This is a genomic window from Microcoleus anatoxicus, assembly GCF_042465725.1.
Lineage (GTDB): Bacteria > Cyanobacteriota > Cyanobacteriia > Cyanobacteriales > Microcoleaceae > Microcoleus > Microcoleus anatoxicus.
The window spans coordinates 2,063,541-2,081,016 of the sequence record NZ_CP120853.1 but is presented as its reverse complement, the minus strand read 5'-3'; the positions used below and the strand labels follow the sequence as shown (position 1 = coordinate 2,081,016).

The 17,476-nt window shown below is 44.4% G+C and carries 15 protein-coding genes and 1 pseudogene; 11 read left to right on the top strand and 5 right to left on the bottom strand.

The window, feature by feature from the left end; all coding sequences use genetic code 11:
• Positions 1-165 precede the first annotated feature (165 nt).
• Together P2A85_RS08940 and P2A85_RS08935 are read left to right on the top strand one after the other, a co-directional pair.
• Positions 166-2,166, top strand: a complete 2,001-nt coding sequence (locus tag P2A85_RS08940) for a nitrate ABC transporter ATP-binding protein (protein WP_377478810.1) — start codon at positions 166-168, stop codon at positions 2,164-2,166.
• Between the two features lie 156 nt (positions 2,167-2,322).
• Entirely contained in the window at positions 2,323-3,168 is an 846-nt protein-coding gene (locus P2A85_RS08935; RefSeq protein WP_377478808.1) for a nitrate ABC transporter ATP-binding protein, read from the top strand.
• A 391-nt stretch (positions 3,169-3,559) separates the two neighbouring features.
• Here the strand turns inward: P2A85_RS08935 and P2A85_RS08930 are convergent, their stop codons facing one another.
• The 3 genes and pseudogenes from P2A85_RS08930 to P2A85_RS08920 all read right to left on the bottom strand — a co-directional run bounded on the left by P2A85_RS08930 (position 3,560) and on the right by P2A85_RS08920 (position 7,847).
• Positions 3,560-3,838, bottom strand: a complete 279-nt coding sequence (locus tag P2A85_RS08930) for a hypothetical protein (RefSeq protein WP_377478806.1) — start codon at positions 3,836-3,838, stop codon at positions 3,560-3,562.
• Positions 3,839-4,418 (bottom strand): annotated as a pseudogene (locus P2A85_RS08925) (Uma2 family endonuclease). It abuts the gene before it with no gap.
• A gap of 24 nt (positions 4,419-4,442) precedes the next feature.
• Positions 4,443-7,847: a PAS domain S-box protein gene (locus P2A85_RS08920; protein ID WP_377478804.1), complete on the bottom strand. Its 3,405-nt coding sequence runs from the start codon at positions 7,845-7,847 to the stop codon at positions 4,443-4,445.
• A gap of 510 nt (positions 7,848-8,357) precedes the next feature.
• Between P2A85_RS08920 and P2A85_RS08915 the strand changes: the two genes are divergently transcribed.
• The 6 genes from P2A85_RS08915 to P2A85_RS08890 all read left to right on the top strand — a co-directional run bounded on the left by P2A85_RS08915 (position 8,358) and on the right by P2A85_RS08890 (position 13,848).
• Positions 8,358-8,702 carry a hypothetical protein gene (locus P2A85_RS08915; protein WP_377478802.1) on the top strand — a complete coding sequence of 115 codons (345 nt, stop codon included), beginning with the start codon at positions 8,358-8,360 and terminating at the stop codon, positions 8,700-8,702.
• A gap of 85 nt (positions 8,703-8,787) precedes the next feature.
• Positions 8,788-9,813 carry an ABC transporter permease gene (locus P2A85_RS08910; protein ID WP_377478800.1) on the top strand — a complete coding sequence of 342 codons (1,026 nt, stop codon included), beginning with the start codon at positions 8,788-8,790 and terminating at the stop codon, positions 9,811-9,813.
• 247 nt (positions 9,814-10,060) lie between these two features.
• Complete coding sequence (locus P2A85_RS08905; protein WP_377478798.1) at positions 10,061-10,702, top strand: hypothetical protein; 642 nt, start codon at positions 10,061-10,063, stop codon at positions 10,700-10,702.
• A 59-nt stretch (positions 10,703-10,761) separates the two neighbouring features.
• Entirely contained in the window at positions 10,762-11,841 is a 1,080-nt protein-coding gene (locus P2A85_RS08900) for a hypothetical protein (RefSeq protein WP_377478796.1), read from the top strand.
• Between the two features lie 217 nt (positions 11,842-12,058).
• A complete protein-coding gene (locus P2A85_RS08895; protein WP_377478794.1) occupies positions 12,059-12,832 on the top strand; it encodes an ABC transporter permease in 774 nt (257 codons plus the stop codon).
• A gap of 116 nt (positions 12,833-12,948) precedes the next feature.
• Positions 12,949-13,848 carry an ABC transporter ATP-binding protein gene (locus P2A85_RS08890; RefSeq protein ID WP_340521034.1) on the top strand — a complete coding sequence of 300 codons (900 nt, stop codon included), beginning with the start codon at positions 12,949-12,951 and terminating at the stop codon, positions 13,846-13,848.
• Between the two features lie 58 nt (positions 13,849-13,906).
• Here the strand turns inward: P2A85_RS08890 and P2A85_RS08885 are convergent, their stop codons facing one another.
• A complete protein-coding gene (locus P2A85_RS08885; RefSeq protein WP_377481386.1) occupies positions 13,907-14,092 on the bottom strand; it encodes a helix-turn-helix domain-containing protein in 186 nt (61 codons plus the stop codon).
• A 76-nt stretch (positions 14,093-14,168) separates the two neighbouring features.
• Here P2A85_RS08885 and P2A85_RS08880 point away from each other — a divergent pair, with 76 nt between their 5' ends.
• From P2A85_RS08880 to P2A85_RS08870, 3 genes are all read left to right on the top strand, one after another.
• Positions 14,169-14,639 carry a hypothetical protein gene (locus P2A85_RS08880; protein ID WP_377481383.1) on the top strand — a complete coding sequence of 157 codons (471 nt, stop codon included), beginning with the start codon at positions 14,169-14,171 and terminating at the stop codon, positions 14,637-14,639.
• 104 nt (positions 14,640-14,743) lie between these two features.
• Positions 14,744-15,382, top strand: coding sequence for a MotA/TolQ/ExbB proton channel family protein (locus tag P2A85_RS08875; protein WP_377478792.1), 639 nt, complete (start codon positions 14,744-14,746; stop codon positions 15,380-15,382).
• Between the two features lie 91 nt (positions 15,383-15,473).
• Entirely contained in the window at positions 15,474-15,881 is a 408-nt protein-coding gene (locus P2A85_RS08870) for an ExbD/TolR family protein (protein ID WP_377478790.1), read from the top strand.
• Positions 15,882-15,962: 81 nt separating this feature from the next.
• Here P2A85_RS08870 and P2A85_RS08865 read toward each other — a convergent pair whose 3' ends face one another.
• On the bottom strand, positions 15,963-17,351 hold the full coding sequence (locus P2A85_RS08865; RefSeq protein WP_377478788.1) for a UDP-glucose dehydrogenase family protein: 1,389 nt from the start codon (positions 17,349-17,351) through the stop codon (positions 15,963-15,965).
• Between the last annotated feature and the right edge of the window lie 125 nt (positions 17,352-17,476).

The window sequence follows — 17,476 nt, the reverse complement described above, 5'->3', positions numbered from 1 at the left end:
CAAGTGAGGCAGAGCAAGAGTGACATGGGTTCCCAGGCTCTTCCTAGGAACCAGTTAAAATCGATCAAAGTCCCCCTTCTTAAGGGGGATTTAGGGGGATCTAGACTCGACTAAAAGCGACATTATCTAGCTAAATAACCAACCTACAAAAAAGGCAAGAAAATCATGTCTGTTTTGATTGCAGTAGAACAACTCCAAAAAGTTTTTAATCTATCAGACGGTGGCACATACGTTGCGCTCAAAGGCATCGATCTAGAGATTAAAAAAGGCGAATTTATTTCCTTAATTGGACACTCTGGCTGTGGCAAATCTACGCTGCTCAATATGGTGGCTGGTTTGGATTTACCTACAGAAGGGCTGGTGACTATCGAAGGACAAAGAATCACTAAACCAGGCCCCGATCGCATGGTAGTCTTCCAAAACTATTCGCTCCTACCTTGGCGAACAGTCAGGGAAAACATTACCCTAGCCGTAGACTCGGTGATGAACGGCTTACCCAAAGCCGAACGCCTAGAAATCATTCAAAAGCACATTGACATGGTAGGCTTGGGCCCCCACTCGGAGAAACAGCCTGCACTGCTTTCCGGCGGACAAAAACAGCGCGTGGCGATCGCCCGTGCCCTCGCCCTGCGTCCTAAACTGTTACTCTTAGACGAACCCTTCGGCGCCCTCGACGCCTTAACTCGCGGCAACTTGCAAGAAAAGTTGATGGAAATTTGCCAAGAGTATGAAATCAGCGCCCTGATGGTGACTCACGATGTGGACGAGGCGGTATTGCTGAGCGATCGCATCGTCATGCTCACCAACGGCCCAGAATCGAAGATAGGCGGGATTTTGGAAGTAGACATCCCCCGCCCCCGCAAGCGGATGGAAGTAGTCTCACACCCCAGCTACTACGCTCTACGCAGCGAAATGATTTACTTCCTCAACCAGCAAAAACGGGTGAAAAAACTGCGGGCGCGGAAAGTACCAGCGATCGCCCGTCATGGACTGGAAAAAATCAACCTAGAACTGGGCTTCGTCCCCCTCGCAGCCTGCGCGCCCCTAGCCGTAGCCAAAGAAAAAGGCTTTTTTGCCAAGCACGGCCTCGATGAAGTCCACCTGGTGCGCGAAACGAGCTGGCGCGGCATCGTAGACGGCATCGCCGCAGGTTACTTAGACGCAGCCCAAATGCCCTCTGGCATGGCGATCTGGTTGAGCTTGGGGGGCCACCAAGAGAAGCCGATACCGACGGTCACAGCCCTCACCATGAGCCGCAACGGTAACGGAATTACCCTCGCCAAGCGGTTTTACGACCAAGGGATCTACACCCTGGCAGACTTTAAGCAAATGCTGCACAGAACCCCGGCCCAAACTCACCGCATGGGAATCGTTCACCCTTCTTCCATGCACAACCTGCTGCTACGCTACTGGCTGGCTTCCGGCGGCATTGACCCAGACCATGATGTCTTGCTCAAAAACATCCCTCCAGCCCAAATGATCGTGGACTTACAAGGCGGCACCATTGACGGTTTCTGCGTCGGCGAACCTTGGAACTTGCGCGCCTCTATGGAAGGAGTCGGCTTTACCGTAGCGACAGATTTGGAATTGTGGCCCGGACACCCCGCCAAAATTCTGGGGGTGCGGGAAGACTGGGCTAATGCTTATCCCAACACTCACATTGCTCTAGTCAAAGCTTTGCTGGAAGCTTCTCACTATTGCGCCGATCCAGCTCACGCTGCTGAGGTTTCGGAAATTGTCGCGGGACGGGAGTATGTCGCCACGGACAAAAATTACATCCAACTAGGCGATCCCAAATCTAATGCTTGTAACCTCGACAGTCCGATGCGGGAATACGCCCACCATTTGTTCTGCGGAGATGGGGTGAACCGTCCCAGCCGTACTGAACAACTGTGGCACATGGTACAGATGGCGCGCTGGGGCGATACTGTGTTTCCCCGCAACTGGGTGGAAATTCTGGAACGGGTTGTCAGAGTTGGTACTTTCAGCACGGCGGCGAGAGAGTTGGGAATGTCCGATATTACTTACACTCGCGGTTCTCTTCCCTTGTTTGATGGCTTGGTGTTTAATGCTGACGATCCAATCGGCTACCTCAATAGTCTGAAAATTAAACGCGATTTCACGATGGCTGAGGTGATACTCGATTCCGGCCGCAGAGCTGCTTAGAGCGGTTTTAAGTTACATAAAAATAGAGTAATTGCTAATAGTTATTTGTTAGTTAGTAATTCCCTATTCCTGACCTCTGTTACATCAGTTAAATCCGTTGAGCGAATCCGTTGCCGAACTTCCGTCGCCAATCACCCACTAACAAATTGCAAAGCCATGATTAACACCACGAAAAACAATACCGAAACCAAAACTTTAAACAAGAAAGGGAACGATCGCCGTCAGCCTTTTTTGTCGATCCAAAATGTTTACAAATCCTATCCAAACGGTTACAGAGCTTTAGAAAACGTCAACCTGAATGTAGCTGAGGGAGAGTTTATTACCCTGATTGGACACTCCGGTTGTGGTAAGTCAACTCTGTTAAACATGGTGTCCGGTTTTAGCACTCCCAGTCAGGGTAGTGTGACTATTAACGGGGAGAAAATTACCAAGCCTGGACCCGATCGCATGGTGGTGTTTCAGGGTTATGCTTTGCTACCCTGGCGGACGGTGTTTGAAAATGTTTATCTAGCTGTTAATGCTGTATTTCCCCATAAGTCGAAGGTGGAAAAAAATGCGATCGTCAAAGACCATTTGGCGATGGTGGGATTGACAGAAGCTGCGGAAAAAAGACCGCCGCAAATTTCTGGGGGGATGAAGCAGCGGGTTTCCATCGCCCGCGCTTTGGCCATTCGCCCGAAAGTGCTGATTTTAGATGAACCTTTTGGTGCTTTGGATGCAATTACTAAGGAGGAATTGCAGGAAGAGTTGCTGAAAATTTGGAACGATCACCGTTGTACGGTGTTGATGATTACTCACGATATTGATGAAGCGCTGTTTTTGGCCGATCGCCTGGTGATGATGACCAATGGCCCGTCGGCTACGATTGGCGAAGTTTTGGAGATTCCGTTTCCGCGTCCGCGCGATCGGGTACAAATTATGGAAGATCCAGAATACTACAATTTGCGGAACTACGCTCTAGATTTCTTGTTCCGCCGCTTTGCTCACGATGACGACGCTTAGTCGATCGAGTAATAGTCATGAACAATGGGACATATTGAACAACTTAAGCTTCCGCAATATTCCCCTGAAAATAGGGAATATTGCTGAAACTTAACTATTGGTGAGAAATTTTTTCTAACCATCCGGATCTTTTTCTCAACTTTTTACGTCTACCTGTCGAGAGACCTAATTGCCTAGCTGTTCGTAAGCTGGCATGAACTGAGCTACCTTTGATTAAGGGTGGGCTCTTTTTTTATGTTATTGGGTATTTTTGCTAAATTGATGGTGTGTGCATTCCACCATTTTAACTGGCACATTCCGGGTCATTGATTCCTGTTTGATGGATTATGTCAAGGTTGCGGGTAGTTAGAAACTGGGTTTTTCAGCGACGCTATGCACTACAACGTGTATTTTAGTAAAAAACCCGGTTGCTTGGGCAAAGTAAGTAATTCCATCCTGACACTTGAATTCCTAAAAGATTCCAGTTGATTAAAACGGATACAAATCCGCAGGCTGCGATCGCAATTAAATAGTTGCAGGTGTTTTGCAAATAGTCTCTCTCATCTTGGTTGCAAATAGAGCACTTGCGAATCTTAAGCCAGAACAAGATGCCAATTTTACCACCAAATTCACTCTTTGTGGAACCAGCATCTTGCCTGTTGCTGAAATGGGCATAAAATATAATTTTCAATCAATTTATTTTCAGCCAATTAAATAAATCTGCTGCCGATAATTGCCAATCTGCCAGCACACAAAGCACAGGTAAAATATCCGTACCTGATATAAATTTGGGCATTTGATTAGGCAGAAAAACTATTACTGATTTATCGCTCGGATCGGCGAACCAACCGAGTTTAGTGCCGTGCTGAATCGAAAAAAGTATTTTTTTAATCACCTGATTCGGAGATTGGTCTGGTGACAAAATTTCAATTATCCAATCCGGTGCAATTTCAAAGCGGTTGGCAATTTCTCCATCTTCATCAACGGGAATGCGAGACCATTCAAAAACAGCAATATCAGGAACTATCGATCGCCCTCCAAACGTACACCGCAATTCGGGAAATGCACAGGCTAACTTTTGGGGTTCTCCAACCTCAGAAATTGCATCCAGCAATCGTTTTTGCAATCGGCTATGTTTTCCTTGTGGCTATGTTTTCCTTGTGGCATGGGTTTTGATAAATTTGACCCTCTGTATATTCGCTGGCTGGCTTAGTTTCTGGCAACAGCAAAAACTCTGCCAGAGAAATTGTTGATTTGGCTGCAACTACCATAAATTGTATCTCCTGAAATCATGCTTAGGAAGACTTAATATTCATATTGATAGGTAAGCGGATAGTAAAAGTAGAACCAACCCCCACTTGACTTTCCAAGGAAATACTACCACCCATCATGTGACAAAAACGCTGGCTGATTGCTAGTCCCAAACCCGTGCCTCCATACTTGCGCGTAGTAGAAGCATCTGCTTGGGTAAAGGGTTGAAAAACTCGCTGCAATTGGTCTGAGTCCATGCCAATTCCGGTATCAGTACAATTAAATACCAAAAATTCTCTACTTGCCAATGATGAGAGAGAATTATCATCAGATTCATCGCAGTTTTCTTGTGTCTGGTCGCTGATTTCCTGCGCCGGATTTTCGCGAGTTGCGGTGAGGGTAATTGTGCCGTTATGAGTGAATTTAGCAGCATTGCTCAGCAAATTTAATAATATTTGTCGCACTTTAGTAATATCGGAGTGCATCGTGCCGATATTGGTAATTTTGCTCAAGTCTATGGTATTGCCATTTTTCTCAGTTAGGGACGAAGCGGTAGATGCTACTTCTTTAATTAAATCAGCGATATCGAAGGTTTCTAAATAAAGCTCCATGCGACCTGCTTCTATCTTAGAAATATCGAGAATATCATTAATTAAAGATAGCAAGTGTCTGCCAGAATTGCGAATTTTTTCCAAATCAGGGAGGAGTTCATCGTAACCTAATTCTTCGGTTTCTTCTTGGAGCATTTCGCTGTAGCCGATGATCGCATTCAGCGGTGTTCGCAGTTCGTGGCTCATGTTTGCTAAAAATGCGCTTTTTGCGGTGGAAGCCTCTTCGGCGGCTTCTAGAGCTCTTTGGAGGGCAGATTCAAAGACTTTGCGATCGCTAATATCCTCGATGCTACCTTCATAGTAAAGAGGCACACCGTCAGCATCGTAAACCGCACGGGCACTTTCGGAAATCCAAATTATACTGCCATCAGCGCGGTAAACCTGAGACTCAAATCCCGAAACTTCGCCGCATAGATCGATCGCCTGCACCAACTTATCCCGGCGTTTGGGATCGACATAAACCTGCTGTCGAATATCTGTCAAATTCGATGTCAGTTCCTCTGGGGACGAATAGCCGTAGATTTTAGCAAAAGCCGGATTCACACTCAAAAAACGCCCTTCAGGAGTTGTTTGAAAAATCCCCTCCACGGCATTTTCAAAGATACTACGGTATTTTTGTTCTGCTTGACGTAGAGCTATTTGTGTGCGTTCGCGCTCGCTAGCTTCCATAGCCAAGGACACTAAATCTGCCAAGGAAGCAGCAAAATTTTGTGCTTCCACCGTCCAGTTACGAAAAGTTTCCACCTGTTCTAGAGAGATTACTCCTACAGTTTGTCCGCCGAGTCTAATCGGTGCGTCTAAAGTGGAAGTAGCGCCTGTTTCTACAAAATAAGATGCGACAAATTCTCTAGTTCTGGTATCTGAAAGAGCATCATCTGCCGCAATCGTTCGGTCTTCTTCCAAAGCTTGAAAATAAGCCGGATAATCGGCTGCTAAAATTTCTTCCCCGGCGAAATGCCTACCACTACTGCGCTCAAATTGGTCAAAGCATAGCAATTTCGATCTACTTTCATCATACATCCAAATAGCAGCTCTTTCTGTTTCTAGGGTATGAGCGGCTGCTTCAGTGATTTCCTTCAAAGCTACTTTTAAATTCCCCCGATAAAGGGCTTTATTTCTAGCTAGTTCTAATAAAACAGTATTTTGCTTGCTCAACTGTTTTTGCCTTTCCCGCTGTGCTAATTCGGCTCGTTTGTATTCCGTAACGTCGCGGGCCACCCAAATTACAGACTCTTCCGAAAGCGGAGAAATCCTCGCCGCCAAACAAACTTCTCGACCGCGCAGGTTTAAAGTGTATTCAATACTGACAGTTTGTTTAGTATCTAAAGCCGAGCGAATGCAGTCAAGAAAGCGATCGGCTGTTGTTGGCTGGAACATTTCGCCGATGGTTTTGCCTACTAATTCTTGAGCTGCTGCGTAAAGTAGGGATAGATTGGTAGGCACAATTTTTAAGTAGCGGCCGCTGGCATCCACAACTACAATTAATTCGGTCATCGCTGCCAACAATGCTCGCAGTTCTGCTTCTGCTGATTTGAGTTCGGCAGTTCGTTCTGCTACTCGGCTTTCTAAATGGGAATTGGTTTCCTCTAAAGTAGCAAAGGAAGAGCGCAACTGTCTTGCCATTTGATTGAAAGATTGAGCTAAAAGTCCGAGTTCGTTAACGCCTTTGACTTCGACTTCTCTCTCTAGTTCTGAGGAAGTAAAATCTGCTGATTCGGACATTTTTGTTAAATCTTTGGAAGCTTTGAGCAATCGGCGAATCGGTTCTGCTACCCAGCGATATGTGAAAATACCTAAGACGATCGCCACAATGAAGGCAAAACAGCACAATAAAATAGTTGTGCGAATATTGGTGTTAATTTGCTCTATAAAGTCTGCTTCGGGAATAGCGACCACAATCAGCAAATCCAGCCCGCGTTCGTCTTGCAGGGGAACCACCGTAATGAATTGCCGCGAACCATCCATATCAAAGGTGAATTGTCCTTGGGTGCGAATTTCTGCAAAACTGCCAAAAATTGATTGTAATTGTTTGGCTGTCGATCGCATGAGTAAATTTTTACTTTCCGTTGCCAACAGCCGTTTTTGTCCCTCTTTGGTGCTGACAAAGGGTAATTCCTCTGTGGAACTAGCGACTATTTCGCCACTACGTTCGATCGCAAAAACCTGTCCCGACTTACTGATTTTGATACTTTTGAGAAAATCGCTGATTTGAGAAAGAGTGACATCAACTGCTAGTACCCCCCGCAGGTTTCCGGTTTTGGTGTAGATGGGGACTGCGGGCGTAATGCCTAATACTGGCGGGGCCGCAAACACGTAGATGGGAGACCATGTGGGTTTTTTTGACTGTTTGGCATTTGTGTACCAAGGTCTTGTACGGGCCTCATAGGGTATGGTTTCGACTAACTGAGTGCGATTTCCCTGGCTGTCTAGGCGATAAATTTGGCGATCTGGAGCCGTTGATTTATCTTTAATATAGGTAAAACTTTCTGTTCCTCTCTTGACCAACAGAAATCTGCCACTTTCGGCGCCGTAATAAATGGTTGTGGTGCGATCGCTAATTTTAGTCTGGTTCCAAAAATAGCGCTCTAAGTTAGGGAAGTTGTCGGGATCTAAGTTTCCAGAGGCGATCGCGCTAGCATTAATTTCCAGAAACAGGTAAGCTGCATCCCCAAAACTGCGGAAATTTTCTCTAGTCCGGGCTGCAACTTCCAAGCTTAACCTAGTAGCCAGGTCATTGACAGATTTCTGACCGTTGCGAAAAGACAGCCATCCAGTCACACCTACCGCTACAGACATTTGCACCACCAGCGGTATCAACAATACAAGACTCAGTGACATTTTCGGCGGGCTTTTCATCAGGCTAGAACCCAGGGTTTTCAATAACATCAATATTTTGGCAGATCCCGAATTTGCGTATTTTGCTTATTTTGTATAATCCCTAGACCTAAGCTACCACTAATCTTGACCTTTTCTCGACTGCCTGGAAGAAAAATTAGCAAATCGGTTACTCGAACAATCCCTAGGTCTCTCTCCTTAAACCTACAATCCGAGCGCCCTTAGATACAGCAATTCTTCAATAACTCCGGTATCTGAATCTGGTTTTTTTTACGTGCGTTTACTTACGACTGCTCTGTGATTGCTAATTCACTTGAGTTCAGCGGGAAAATGTAAGTAATTTAACAATCTTTTGTGAGGAAGTTTGCTATTTATAAAATAGATGGGCAAAAAAACACCGAATCATCGGTAACTCTTTAAGCATATACCGGAAATAGCCGATAGCAAAATCAAAAAATTTCAGCATTTTGTGCGATGGAAATTTTTGGGAAAACAATACTTTAGGAGGATGGCATGAACTATACATTTGAAATCCTGGGTGTATCTCCAACTCTATCTTTTTTCAACCAACAGCAAGAATTATTACAACAGCAGCATTCTGCTGGTGTAGAATACTTGGGAAATCACAAATGTACCCTAGATTCCTTTGTCGCATCAGTAGAAACCGTTTCGCCGCACCGAGGCTGGGATGTCGATAGAGTCGTAGACAGCGTGATTAGCTTCTGGATGAACAACTCCGAAAGCATCAATTATTGGAAATGCCGATTGCAGGATGCAGGTAGCGAAAACTTGTTAGTCGCTAGAGTCGGCGATATCAAATCCTTGCAAGCTGCATTTGAATCGTTGCTAAGTCAATAGGAAAATGGGAAAGTGGCAAAAAGGCGATCGACAATAGTTAAAATCAACTCAACAATCTCTTGCCACTTTCCCATTCCCCAATCCTATGTCTCGCTCCAAAGCCCTACAATCTTACATTTTTGTCCGCTTGCTCCTAGCACCGCTCATGTTGTGGACCATCACCACAGCCGTATTTTTGCTGCTGCGAGCCACTCCAGGAGACCCCATCGATGCCATTCTCGGCTCGCGAGCACCCGCAGCAGCCAAAGCAGCAATGCGAACCCAACTAGGTCTCGACGCACCCCTATGGCAACAATATCTCAAATATATTAAAGACTTGTTCAGCTTAAATTTGGGAACATCCATCACCACTCGCGGACAAACCGTGTGGCAAATTATCACAGACAATTTCCCCGCCACGGTAGAATTAGCAGTTTGCAGCATGGCCGTAGCCTTAATAATCGGCATCAGCATCGGCTCCTTAGCAGCATCCCGCCCCAACACTATTTTCGATACCGCAGGCCGTTTATTTGGCATCATCACTTACTCCCTACCCGCTTTTTGGGCCGGCATGGTATTACAATTAATTTTCTCGGTACAGTTAGGTTGGTTTCCCTTGGGAACTCGTTTTCCGGTGACATTAACAGCGCCAGAAGGTTACACCGGACTTTACACCATAGATAGTCTGTTGAGTGCTAACTTCGGTCAATTTATGATAGCTTTGCATCATTTAGCATTGCCAAGTTTGACCTTGGGCATTCTTTTGAGTGGCATTTTCGAGCGCATTGTCAGAGTGAATCTCAAGCAAACCTTACAAGCAGATTATGTAGAAGCAGCTAGAGCTAGAGGCATTCCCGAATTGCAGATTTTATGGAGTCACGCTCTCAAAAATGCTCTGATTCCAGTAATTACAGTTTTGGGCTTAACTTTTGCTGCACTGTTGGGTGGTGCGATTTTAACAGAAGTGACTTTTTCTTGGCCTGGGTTGGCAAATCGACTTTATGAGGCGATTAGTTTGCGGGATTATCCAACTGTACAAGGAATCGTGGTATTTTTTGCGGGAATAGTCGTGGTTGCTAGCATTGTCATTGATATTTTGAATGCCTACATTGACCCGCGAATTCGTTACTAAAACTGCCTAAAGAAGAGTAAGATTAAGCGAACCGCGAAGGCGCGAAGAACGCGAAGGAAGAACCCCCCCCCTGCCCCCCCCAAGGGGGGAAAGAAGAAGATGCAGTTCTTCCTTCGTCCTCTTGGTGTCTTGGCGGTTTAATCATTCTGATGCAACGGGAATCGATATGACTCCCTTTTTAGGAAGAGGACAATTTTTAGTTTCTGGGCAATACTAGAGCAAATACACTTGAATATTTGAGGTAAAAATGATGAGATTGTTGCTGACAATAGTAGGTCTATCCGCTGCCTTCACTCCACTGATGGCAGAAGTCGCTTTCAGCCTTCCCATGCCCAGAACAACGGACTTTCCGACAACCTCGAACCCCGAAGTAAACGTACCGGTTTGCTACATCGAAACCTCAAGTGGCACTACTTTTGATTTAGTCAGTTTGTGTGGGAGAAATACTACTCCCGCAGCGACAAATAACCGTAATACCACTACTGCCAACCCCAACGCAGCTAATCCACCTAATCCCAACCCCAATGGTATTACCAGAGATGCAGCCGGCACTCCCATAACTACTCCTGCGGGTACAAATCCCAATAATCTCAATAATCCCAATAATCTCAATAATCCCAATAATCCCAATACCAATCCCAATAATCTCAATAATCCCAATAATCCCAACACCACTCCCAATAATCTCAATCCTGGAACTTCTGGCAATACTAATCCCAATAATCTCAATCCCGGAACTTCTGGCAATACTAATCCCAATAATCTCAATCCCGGAAGTTCTGGCAACACCAATCCCAATAATCTCAATCCCGGAAGTGGGCCCTACACGACTCCCAATAACAATCTGTCTCCTAACGGTGGCAGTGGCAACGGCACTGGCAGTTTTTGATTTGTCCTAATTAAGTTAAACTAGCAGATGAAAGTGGCGATCGCACTTGAGGACATCTCATGTCAAACTTAGTTCAACGCTTAGAAATCACCGCCCATCCGCAACTAGAAAAATCCCTCGGCTATCGCGGAGATGCCCGCTGGGTAGCTTGGCGGTGGGAACCAGAAATCGACCAACTTATTTGCAGCGATGGCAAAATAGTCTCTACGGGCAACAATCTGGCTTGGCTGGTATTTTTGCAACACGACTTAGTGCAGCCTGTCCTAGAAGATTATAACCTCGGTAAGGGCGATCGCCATTCGCTGCTGTTAGACAGAACCAGTAGAAATCTCTACATTGGCCAAGGGACAGAAATTCAAAATTTACTAGAACAGCCAGAAAGTTTAGCATTGTTGACTTGTCTCGATCGTAACACCAAAGGCGATTCCCTGCGGGATAGCTTCGCTTCACGCAAATTTGGCGAAACATGGCAACAACAGCTAGCTAAAACCACGAAATCCGACCAATTTCGCCACCTCATAAATCTAATTCCCGTCAGTATTGTAGCAACTTTAATCGGTGCTTTAGCCGTAGGCACTGGAATGTGGGTAATCCCAACAGCCCAGCAGAAACTAGCCCAAAAAAATGCTCTAACTTCCCCAGTAAATTTTGAAGCCAACTGCTATCTTGGCAATTCCTACAAATTTTCATCCCATGTCGGTGCCGTAACCGGAAACAAAGAACTACACTTAATAGCCGCTTACGAAGCTACATCGCCCCAAGATAATGGAAATCCCTCCAAAAATGCCATTGCAGTCAAAGTACAACGCAAAAACAAACCGATAATTCTCGCACTTTCTGCCTACGAACCGATTAACTGGAAACTCACCATAGAACCCGGTGCTGTCATCGAAAAAATCATTATCAACGGATACGAAAAGCAAAGCATTACTGGAGTTAGCGGAATTCCCATCGAAGAATATAGCTACAAAGGAAATGGAAAAAGCCTCAGCGAAGGTGACTTCATGTACCAGTGGGAATCCACTACCGATAGTAGTAGCAATAGCCCCTCAATAGTCACCAAATTAGAAGAAATCAGTCAGACAAATTTAACTTCTTTTCAAGGATGTTATAGAGGTACAAGTTTTATGATTAAGTAAAGGTTAAAAGTATCCCTGGGCACAGACATCGACAGATTAAAAGCATCGCCAGAAAATTCCAAAACCCGCCCTGGTGGGTTTTTTGATTAATAATTAAATTAATTAAGTTTTTTATGATATAATCTGCCGTGGTATAAATCAAATTAACTCTTTGTGGAACAAGCCCGAAAGCCTGTTCAGGAGAATGATGGAAGATGTGAGTGTAATCTTAATAAATATGAAATACTGGTACGAAACCCTAGCTGTAGCCCAGCGGATTTTAATTGAACTGTTCCGGCGAAAACGCAGCTTAATCCTCTGGAGTATCTTCCCAGTTTCCATCCTACTAATTAACGGAGCGATTTTACAAGAACGCGCCAACCTAACAACAGCAAAAGCCTTTGAAAGTGCAGCCCCAGCAAGCTTAGTCGGGGCCGCCTTATTTTTTAGCTGTCTCGGCGGAAGCGTCGCCACAGTCGTAGCAGAGAGAGAACAACATACACTCAAACGATTATTTATTTCCCCCCTGAGCGGTACTTCCTACTTTTTAGGAATTTTTCTAGCTCACAGTGCGATCGGCATCGGTCAAGTAATTCTAGTATATACCATCGCCTCTTGTTTAGGAGCACAATTTCAAGGCTCTGTGCTGCTAGGAAGTGCGATTATTCTCCTCAGTATTATATCTTATGTCGGTGTCGGCTTCATTCTCGGAACCCAATTTGCGAGGCGCACCGAAGATGTCAACTCCCTAGTCGCAGCTTTCGGAGTTCCATTATTAATTTTAGGAGGAGCATTTTTACCCACAGCGCTGTTTCCCAAAAGCCTACTCGAACTTGCCAAATACAATCCAATTTACCACATGAACGAAGCGCTAATCCAAGTTTGGGCCAACGGCAAAAATTTCGCCCAAATTTCCGAACACTTTTGGTTTTTATTGATATTTTCCATAGCCATGATAGCAGGTGGATGGCTTTCTTACCGCAGAATGCTGAGAGTAGAAAGAAGACTATAGAAGCATCTCACTCTTCTCCTCCTCTGCGCCCTCTGCGCCCTCTGCGGTAAAAAAAATCCCAAAAATCGTCAACTATCCAACCAATATTATACAAAAAACTACGGAGAATTCAAGCAGTGCTGCAAATTAAAAAGCTAAATAAATCCTACGGCGAACGCTCAGTGCTGCGCGATTTGACACTTCACATACAAGCAGGAGAAATCTATGGTTTGCTAGGACAAAACGGTGCGGGCAAAACTACCACTATCAATATACTATGCAACTTGCTCAATGCAGACAGTGGAAAAATCACCCTCAATGGCGAACCTGTTTCTGAGTCAACAAAAATCTTAATTGGTGTAGCCCCCCAAGAGAATTTACTTTACAAAAGCCTGAGTTGTGAAGAAAATCTCAACTTTTTTGCTCAAATTTATGGGATGAATCGCCAACAGCGTCTTTATCAAGTAGAGCAATGTTTAAAAGCCGTAAATTTGACAGATAGAGCCAAAAGCCCTGTGGAAACTTTGAGTGGGGGAATGCAGCGCCGCTTGAATATTGCGGTGGCTTTGGTACACCAACCTAAATTAGTGATTTTGGATGAACCGACAACAGGTTTGGATATTGAAGCCCGCTATGAAATTTGGGATTTAATTCAGCAATTGCAATCCCAGGGAATTACGATTTTGCTGACAACTCACTTGTTGGATGAAGCGGAACGTCTGTGTCAGAAAATTGGGATTTTGAAGAGTGGGAGTATTGTCGCCGAAGGTAGCTTGGAAGAGTTGCGAAAACTGATTCCGGCTCAAGAAATTATTGTGGTCAAAACTCAACAAGAAGCTGAAGTCATCACTAGGGCTGAAAAATACAATTTCATTCCTAGGCGTTATGGTAGCGATTTGGCTTTTTGGTTGCCGGAAGCTTTAGAATTAAAAGAGATTATTTTGCGGTTTGATGGGATTTCCATTGACTCAATTTCCCGGTATCCAGTGCGGTTAGAACATATCTATGTCGAGGTTACAAAACAAACGGTTTGCTAGGGGCGGGTGATGGCCTGAGTGTAGCTGAAGGGTTTCACTAACCATAATTGCCCCAATTTTAAATCATGACGCCAAAAGCCCGCGCTAATTTGTCGATCGCCCTAAAGTCAACCATTGATATGGACGATCGCCGAACATAGGTGGTAATTTTGCTGTATACTACACCAGAACGCTCAGCAACTTCTGTGAATGTCCAGCCTCTTTCGGTTGCTAGTTCTCGAACTCTGATTCTGACTAAACTGATACTTGACAATAATGCAATTGCGTTCGATTATTGCTGTATCTAAAAAATTGACGTGCTACCAGGATATGCAACTACCATGATCTATGAAAATCAGTCAAGATCTTCGGCGATCGCCGCATCTAAAATTATTCATAAGTCTTCAGTTGTCAATCCGCGATCGAGATTTGTGACTGAAGAAACTGTAGCGCTATTGTTCAACATCTCACCAGAGCAGATTTATCGCATCGAATGTTGTCACAACATGGTATATGTTCATGCAAAAGGCCTGAGTCGTTTTGTCAGTTACGCCGATTTCCCCCCAATTGTGGCGGTAAATCCCCCCGTACCTCGCGATTATCTAGCATGGTACAAACGCTGGAAACGCACCCAAGCACCAGTATTTTGGACTAAATTTTACACTTACAATTTTAAAGGGGCGGTTTCAGTTGACAGCTTGCGGGAGTGGGGCGTAGTGGTGGGTACTGTTAAATCGGTAATTGCTGCTACAGCGCTTCAACAGTTGCGAGATGTTTATGTTGAGGAAAAGTATTTGATGGAGAAATTTTAAAGTGCGATCGCCTCAAGGGAGTAAAAAAATAACTTAATTTTACGGAATTACCCTCATACCATCAGGAAGAGAATAGCAACGGCGTTATCAAACCAAGAATCAATATGCTGCGTCTATTAATTTCCGGTGGTATTGTCATGGTACCGCTGCTAGGATTTTCGCTCCTCGCAGCCACTCTCATATTAGAAAGACTATTCTTTTGGTGGCAAATACTCCGCCGTCAAGATGCAATTATCCGGCAATTTCTTAACTCCTATTCCCGTTTTCCTAAGTCGGAATTAGTTAAAAAAAAGCTGATTCCTTATCTTCAGAAAAATGCCGACCTTCCGGTGTCCCGAATTTTTTTAGCTGCGCTACAATTAAACCAGCCAAGTGTTGAAGATTTTAGTTTGGCTTTGGAAACTACTGCTCATGCAGAATTAGCTTCATTAAAACGCTTCCATACAGTTTTTGAAACAATTATTAGTCTGGCACCTTTATTGGGTTTATTAGGGACTGTTCTGGGACTAATTAACTCCTTTGCTGCGCTCAAAATAGGAGAGGTTGGTGGTGGTAGTACGGCTGGTGTTACTGGGGGTATTAGTGAAGCTTTGGTTTCTACAGCCACGGGGTTAATTGTTGCTATTTTTACTTTGTTTTTTGCCAATTTGTTTCGAGGTTTTTATCAGCAGCAACGAGCTTTGTTTCTGGAGTATGGGGGTCAATTAGAATTGTTTTATCGTCAGCGGTTTCTATCGGAATAATTTTACCACAGAGTACGCAGAGAAAGGGGAGAGATATGAATGATTCTGATGTTAACTGATTTGATTTTAGCTACAAGTATGGAGATGTCTTATGCGCTTACCAGAAGAAATTGATGATGTTCCTCTGCAAATCAATATCGTGCCGATGATTGATGTCATCTTTGCGATTTTAACGTTTTTTATCATGTCTAGTTTGTTTTTGAGTCGGTCGGAAGGGTTGCCGGTTATTTTACCTAAAGCTATAATGGGTAATGTTCAGCAGCCATCAATTCCTATCGTAGTTACTGTTGATAAATATGGCAGTTTGGCGCTGAATCGTCAACCTGTTAAGTTAGATGAGGTTTCGACTAGAGTTCGTGCTTTGATTCCGTTGCAGCAACGGGAGGTTGTAGTGTTGATTAATGCGGATAAGTCGGTTAGTCACGGGGTGGTAACTGGGGTAATGGATGAATTGCGATCGGTGTCTGGGGTCAAAATTGCGATCGGTACTGTCAGATAATTAAGCTGTTTCCAGTCTGTTTTTGGGCAGGCAGGATGCCCACCCCACAAGCATTTTAGTTCTTTTATTGGGTGGAAAAATTTACCTTCCAATTCCTACATATTGGAAACCTGCCGCTTCTAAAACTTTCTTGTCTAAAAAATTACGGCCATCAATCATCACTGCATGATTCATCAACTTCGCCATTTTTAAATAGTCTAAATTGCGAAACTGTTCCCAGTCAGTCACCAATACTAAAGCATCGCAACCATCAGCCAACCTCTCCGGGTCAGTTTCCACTAAAACTCCTGACAAACCGTGACGCATTCCAGTTTGAGAAACTATCGGATCGTAAGCTTTAACTTTCGCTCCTAATCGGTTCAAATTTTCGATTAAATTCAGGGAAGGAGCATCGCGTAAATCATCAGTATCTGGCTTGAAAGTTAAACCCAAAAGTCCTACTGTTTTGCCTTTTAGAATCTTTAAAACTTGCTGCAATTTTTCAATAGCAATTAATCGTTGACGTTCGTTAACTTCTACTGCTGCTTTTAGCAAATGCGCTTCGTAGCCGTAATCGTCAGCAGTGTGAACTAAGGCTGAAACGTCTTTGGGGAAACAAGAACCACCCCAACCAATTCCTGCTTGCAGAAACTTGCCACCAATTCGTGAATCTAATCCGATTCCTTTGGCGACTTGGGTAACATCTGCACCGACACGATCGCAAATATTAGCCACTTCATTAATAAAGCTAATTTTTGTTGCTAAAAAAGCATTGGCTGCGTACTTAATCATCTCGGCTGAACTGATATCAGTCTTGACTACGGGCACTGGTGGTAATGAGGTATTGTCGGCAAATTTGCGATCGACAATCGGGCTGTAAAGCTGTTCCATCATATCCATAGCCCGCTCAGAGTTGCTGCCGAGAACAATGCGATCGGGATTAAAGGTATCATGAACAGCACAACCTTCTCGCAAAAACTCCGGATTGCTAACTACATCAAATTGAACACCAGTTTTTGCTACTACTTCCTCCCCCGTAGCCCCTTCGCTACTTTGAGCTTTTTGACGTTCAGCTAAACCGTCGAGGACAATTCTTCGCACCCAATCCCCGGAACCGATGGGGACTGTTGATTTATTTACTAATACTTTGTAGTCGCCATCGAGGTGAGCTCCAATGCCGCGTGCAACGGCCTCCACGTAGCGAGTATCGCTTTCTCCTGTAGGCAAGGGAGGGGTACCTACGGCAATAAATAAAATCTCTCCATGAGCAACTCCGGCGGCTAAATCTGAGGTGAATTCTAGATGGCCTGATGCAGATGCAGAAGTCATTAATTCAGAAAGTCCGGGTTCAAAAATTGGTGATTGTCCAGACTTCATTAACTTGACTTTTTCTTCGTTGTTGTCTACACAAATTACATGATGTCCGATGTGGGCTAAACAAGTGCCGGTGACTAAGCCAACATATCCAGTACCAATTACACATACACGCATAGAAATATCCTCAAAGTAAATAAATTCAGATGGGAAACGAAGGAAGAAGGAAGAAGGGAGAAGGCTTTAGTTATCTAGGAGAGAAGGAAAAAACAGCTTGTAGGGGTAGTGCCCCGTGCCTACCC

Bases quoted from the DNA above. Each gene is read 5' to 3' on its own strand.
- P2A85_RS08940 (WP_377478810.1), top strand. From the start codon at position 166: ATGTCTGTTTTGATTGCAGTAGAACAACTCCAAAAAGTTTTTAATCTA.
- P2A85_RS08935 (WP_377478808.1), top strand. From the start codon at position 2,323: ATGATTAACACCACGAAAAACAATACCGAAACCAAAACTTTAAACAAG.
- P2A85_RS08920 (WP_377478804.1), bottom strand. From the start codon at position 7,847: ATGTCACTGAGTCTTGTATTGTTGATACCGCTGGTGGTGCAAATGTCT.
- P2A85_RS08915 (WP_377478802.1), top strand. From the start codon at position 8,358: ATGAACTATACATTTGAAATCCTGGGTGTATCTCCAACTCTATCTTTT.
- P2A85_RS08910 (WP_377478800.1), top strand. From the start codon at position 8,788: ATGTCTCGCTCCAAAGCCCTACAATCTTACATTTTTGTCCGCTTGCTC.
- P2A85_RS08905 (WP_377478798.1), top strand. From the start codon at position 10,061: ATGATGAGATTGTTGCTGACAATAGTAGGTCTATCCGCTGCCTTCACT.
- P2A85_RS08900 (WP_377478796.1), top strand. From the start codon at position 10,762: ATGTCAAACTTAGTTCAACGCTTAGAAATCACCGCCCATCCGCAACTA.
- P2A85_RS08895 (WP_377478794.1), top strand. From the start codon at position 12,059: ATGAAATACTGGTACGAAACCCTAGCTGTAGCCCAGCGGATTTTAATT.
- P2A85_RS08880 (WP_377481383.1), top strand. From the start codon at position 14,169: ATGATCTATGAAAATCAGTCAAGATCTTCGGCGATCGCCGCATCTAAA.
- P2A85_RS08875 (WP_377478792.1), top strand. From the start codon at position 14,744: ATGCTGCGTCTATTAATTTCCGGTGGTATTGTCATGGTACCGCTGCTA.
- P2A85_RS08870 (WP_377478790.1), top strand. From the start codon at position 15,474: ATGCGCTTACCAGAAGAAATTGATGATGTTCCTCTGCAAATCAATATC.
- P2A85_RS08865 (WP_377478788.1), bottom strand. From the start codon at position 17,351: ATGCGTGTATGTGTAATTGGTACTGGATATGTTGGCTTAGTCACCGGC.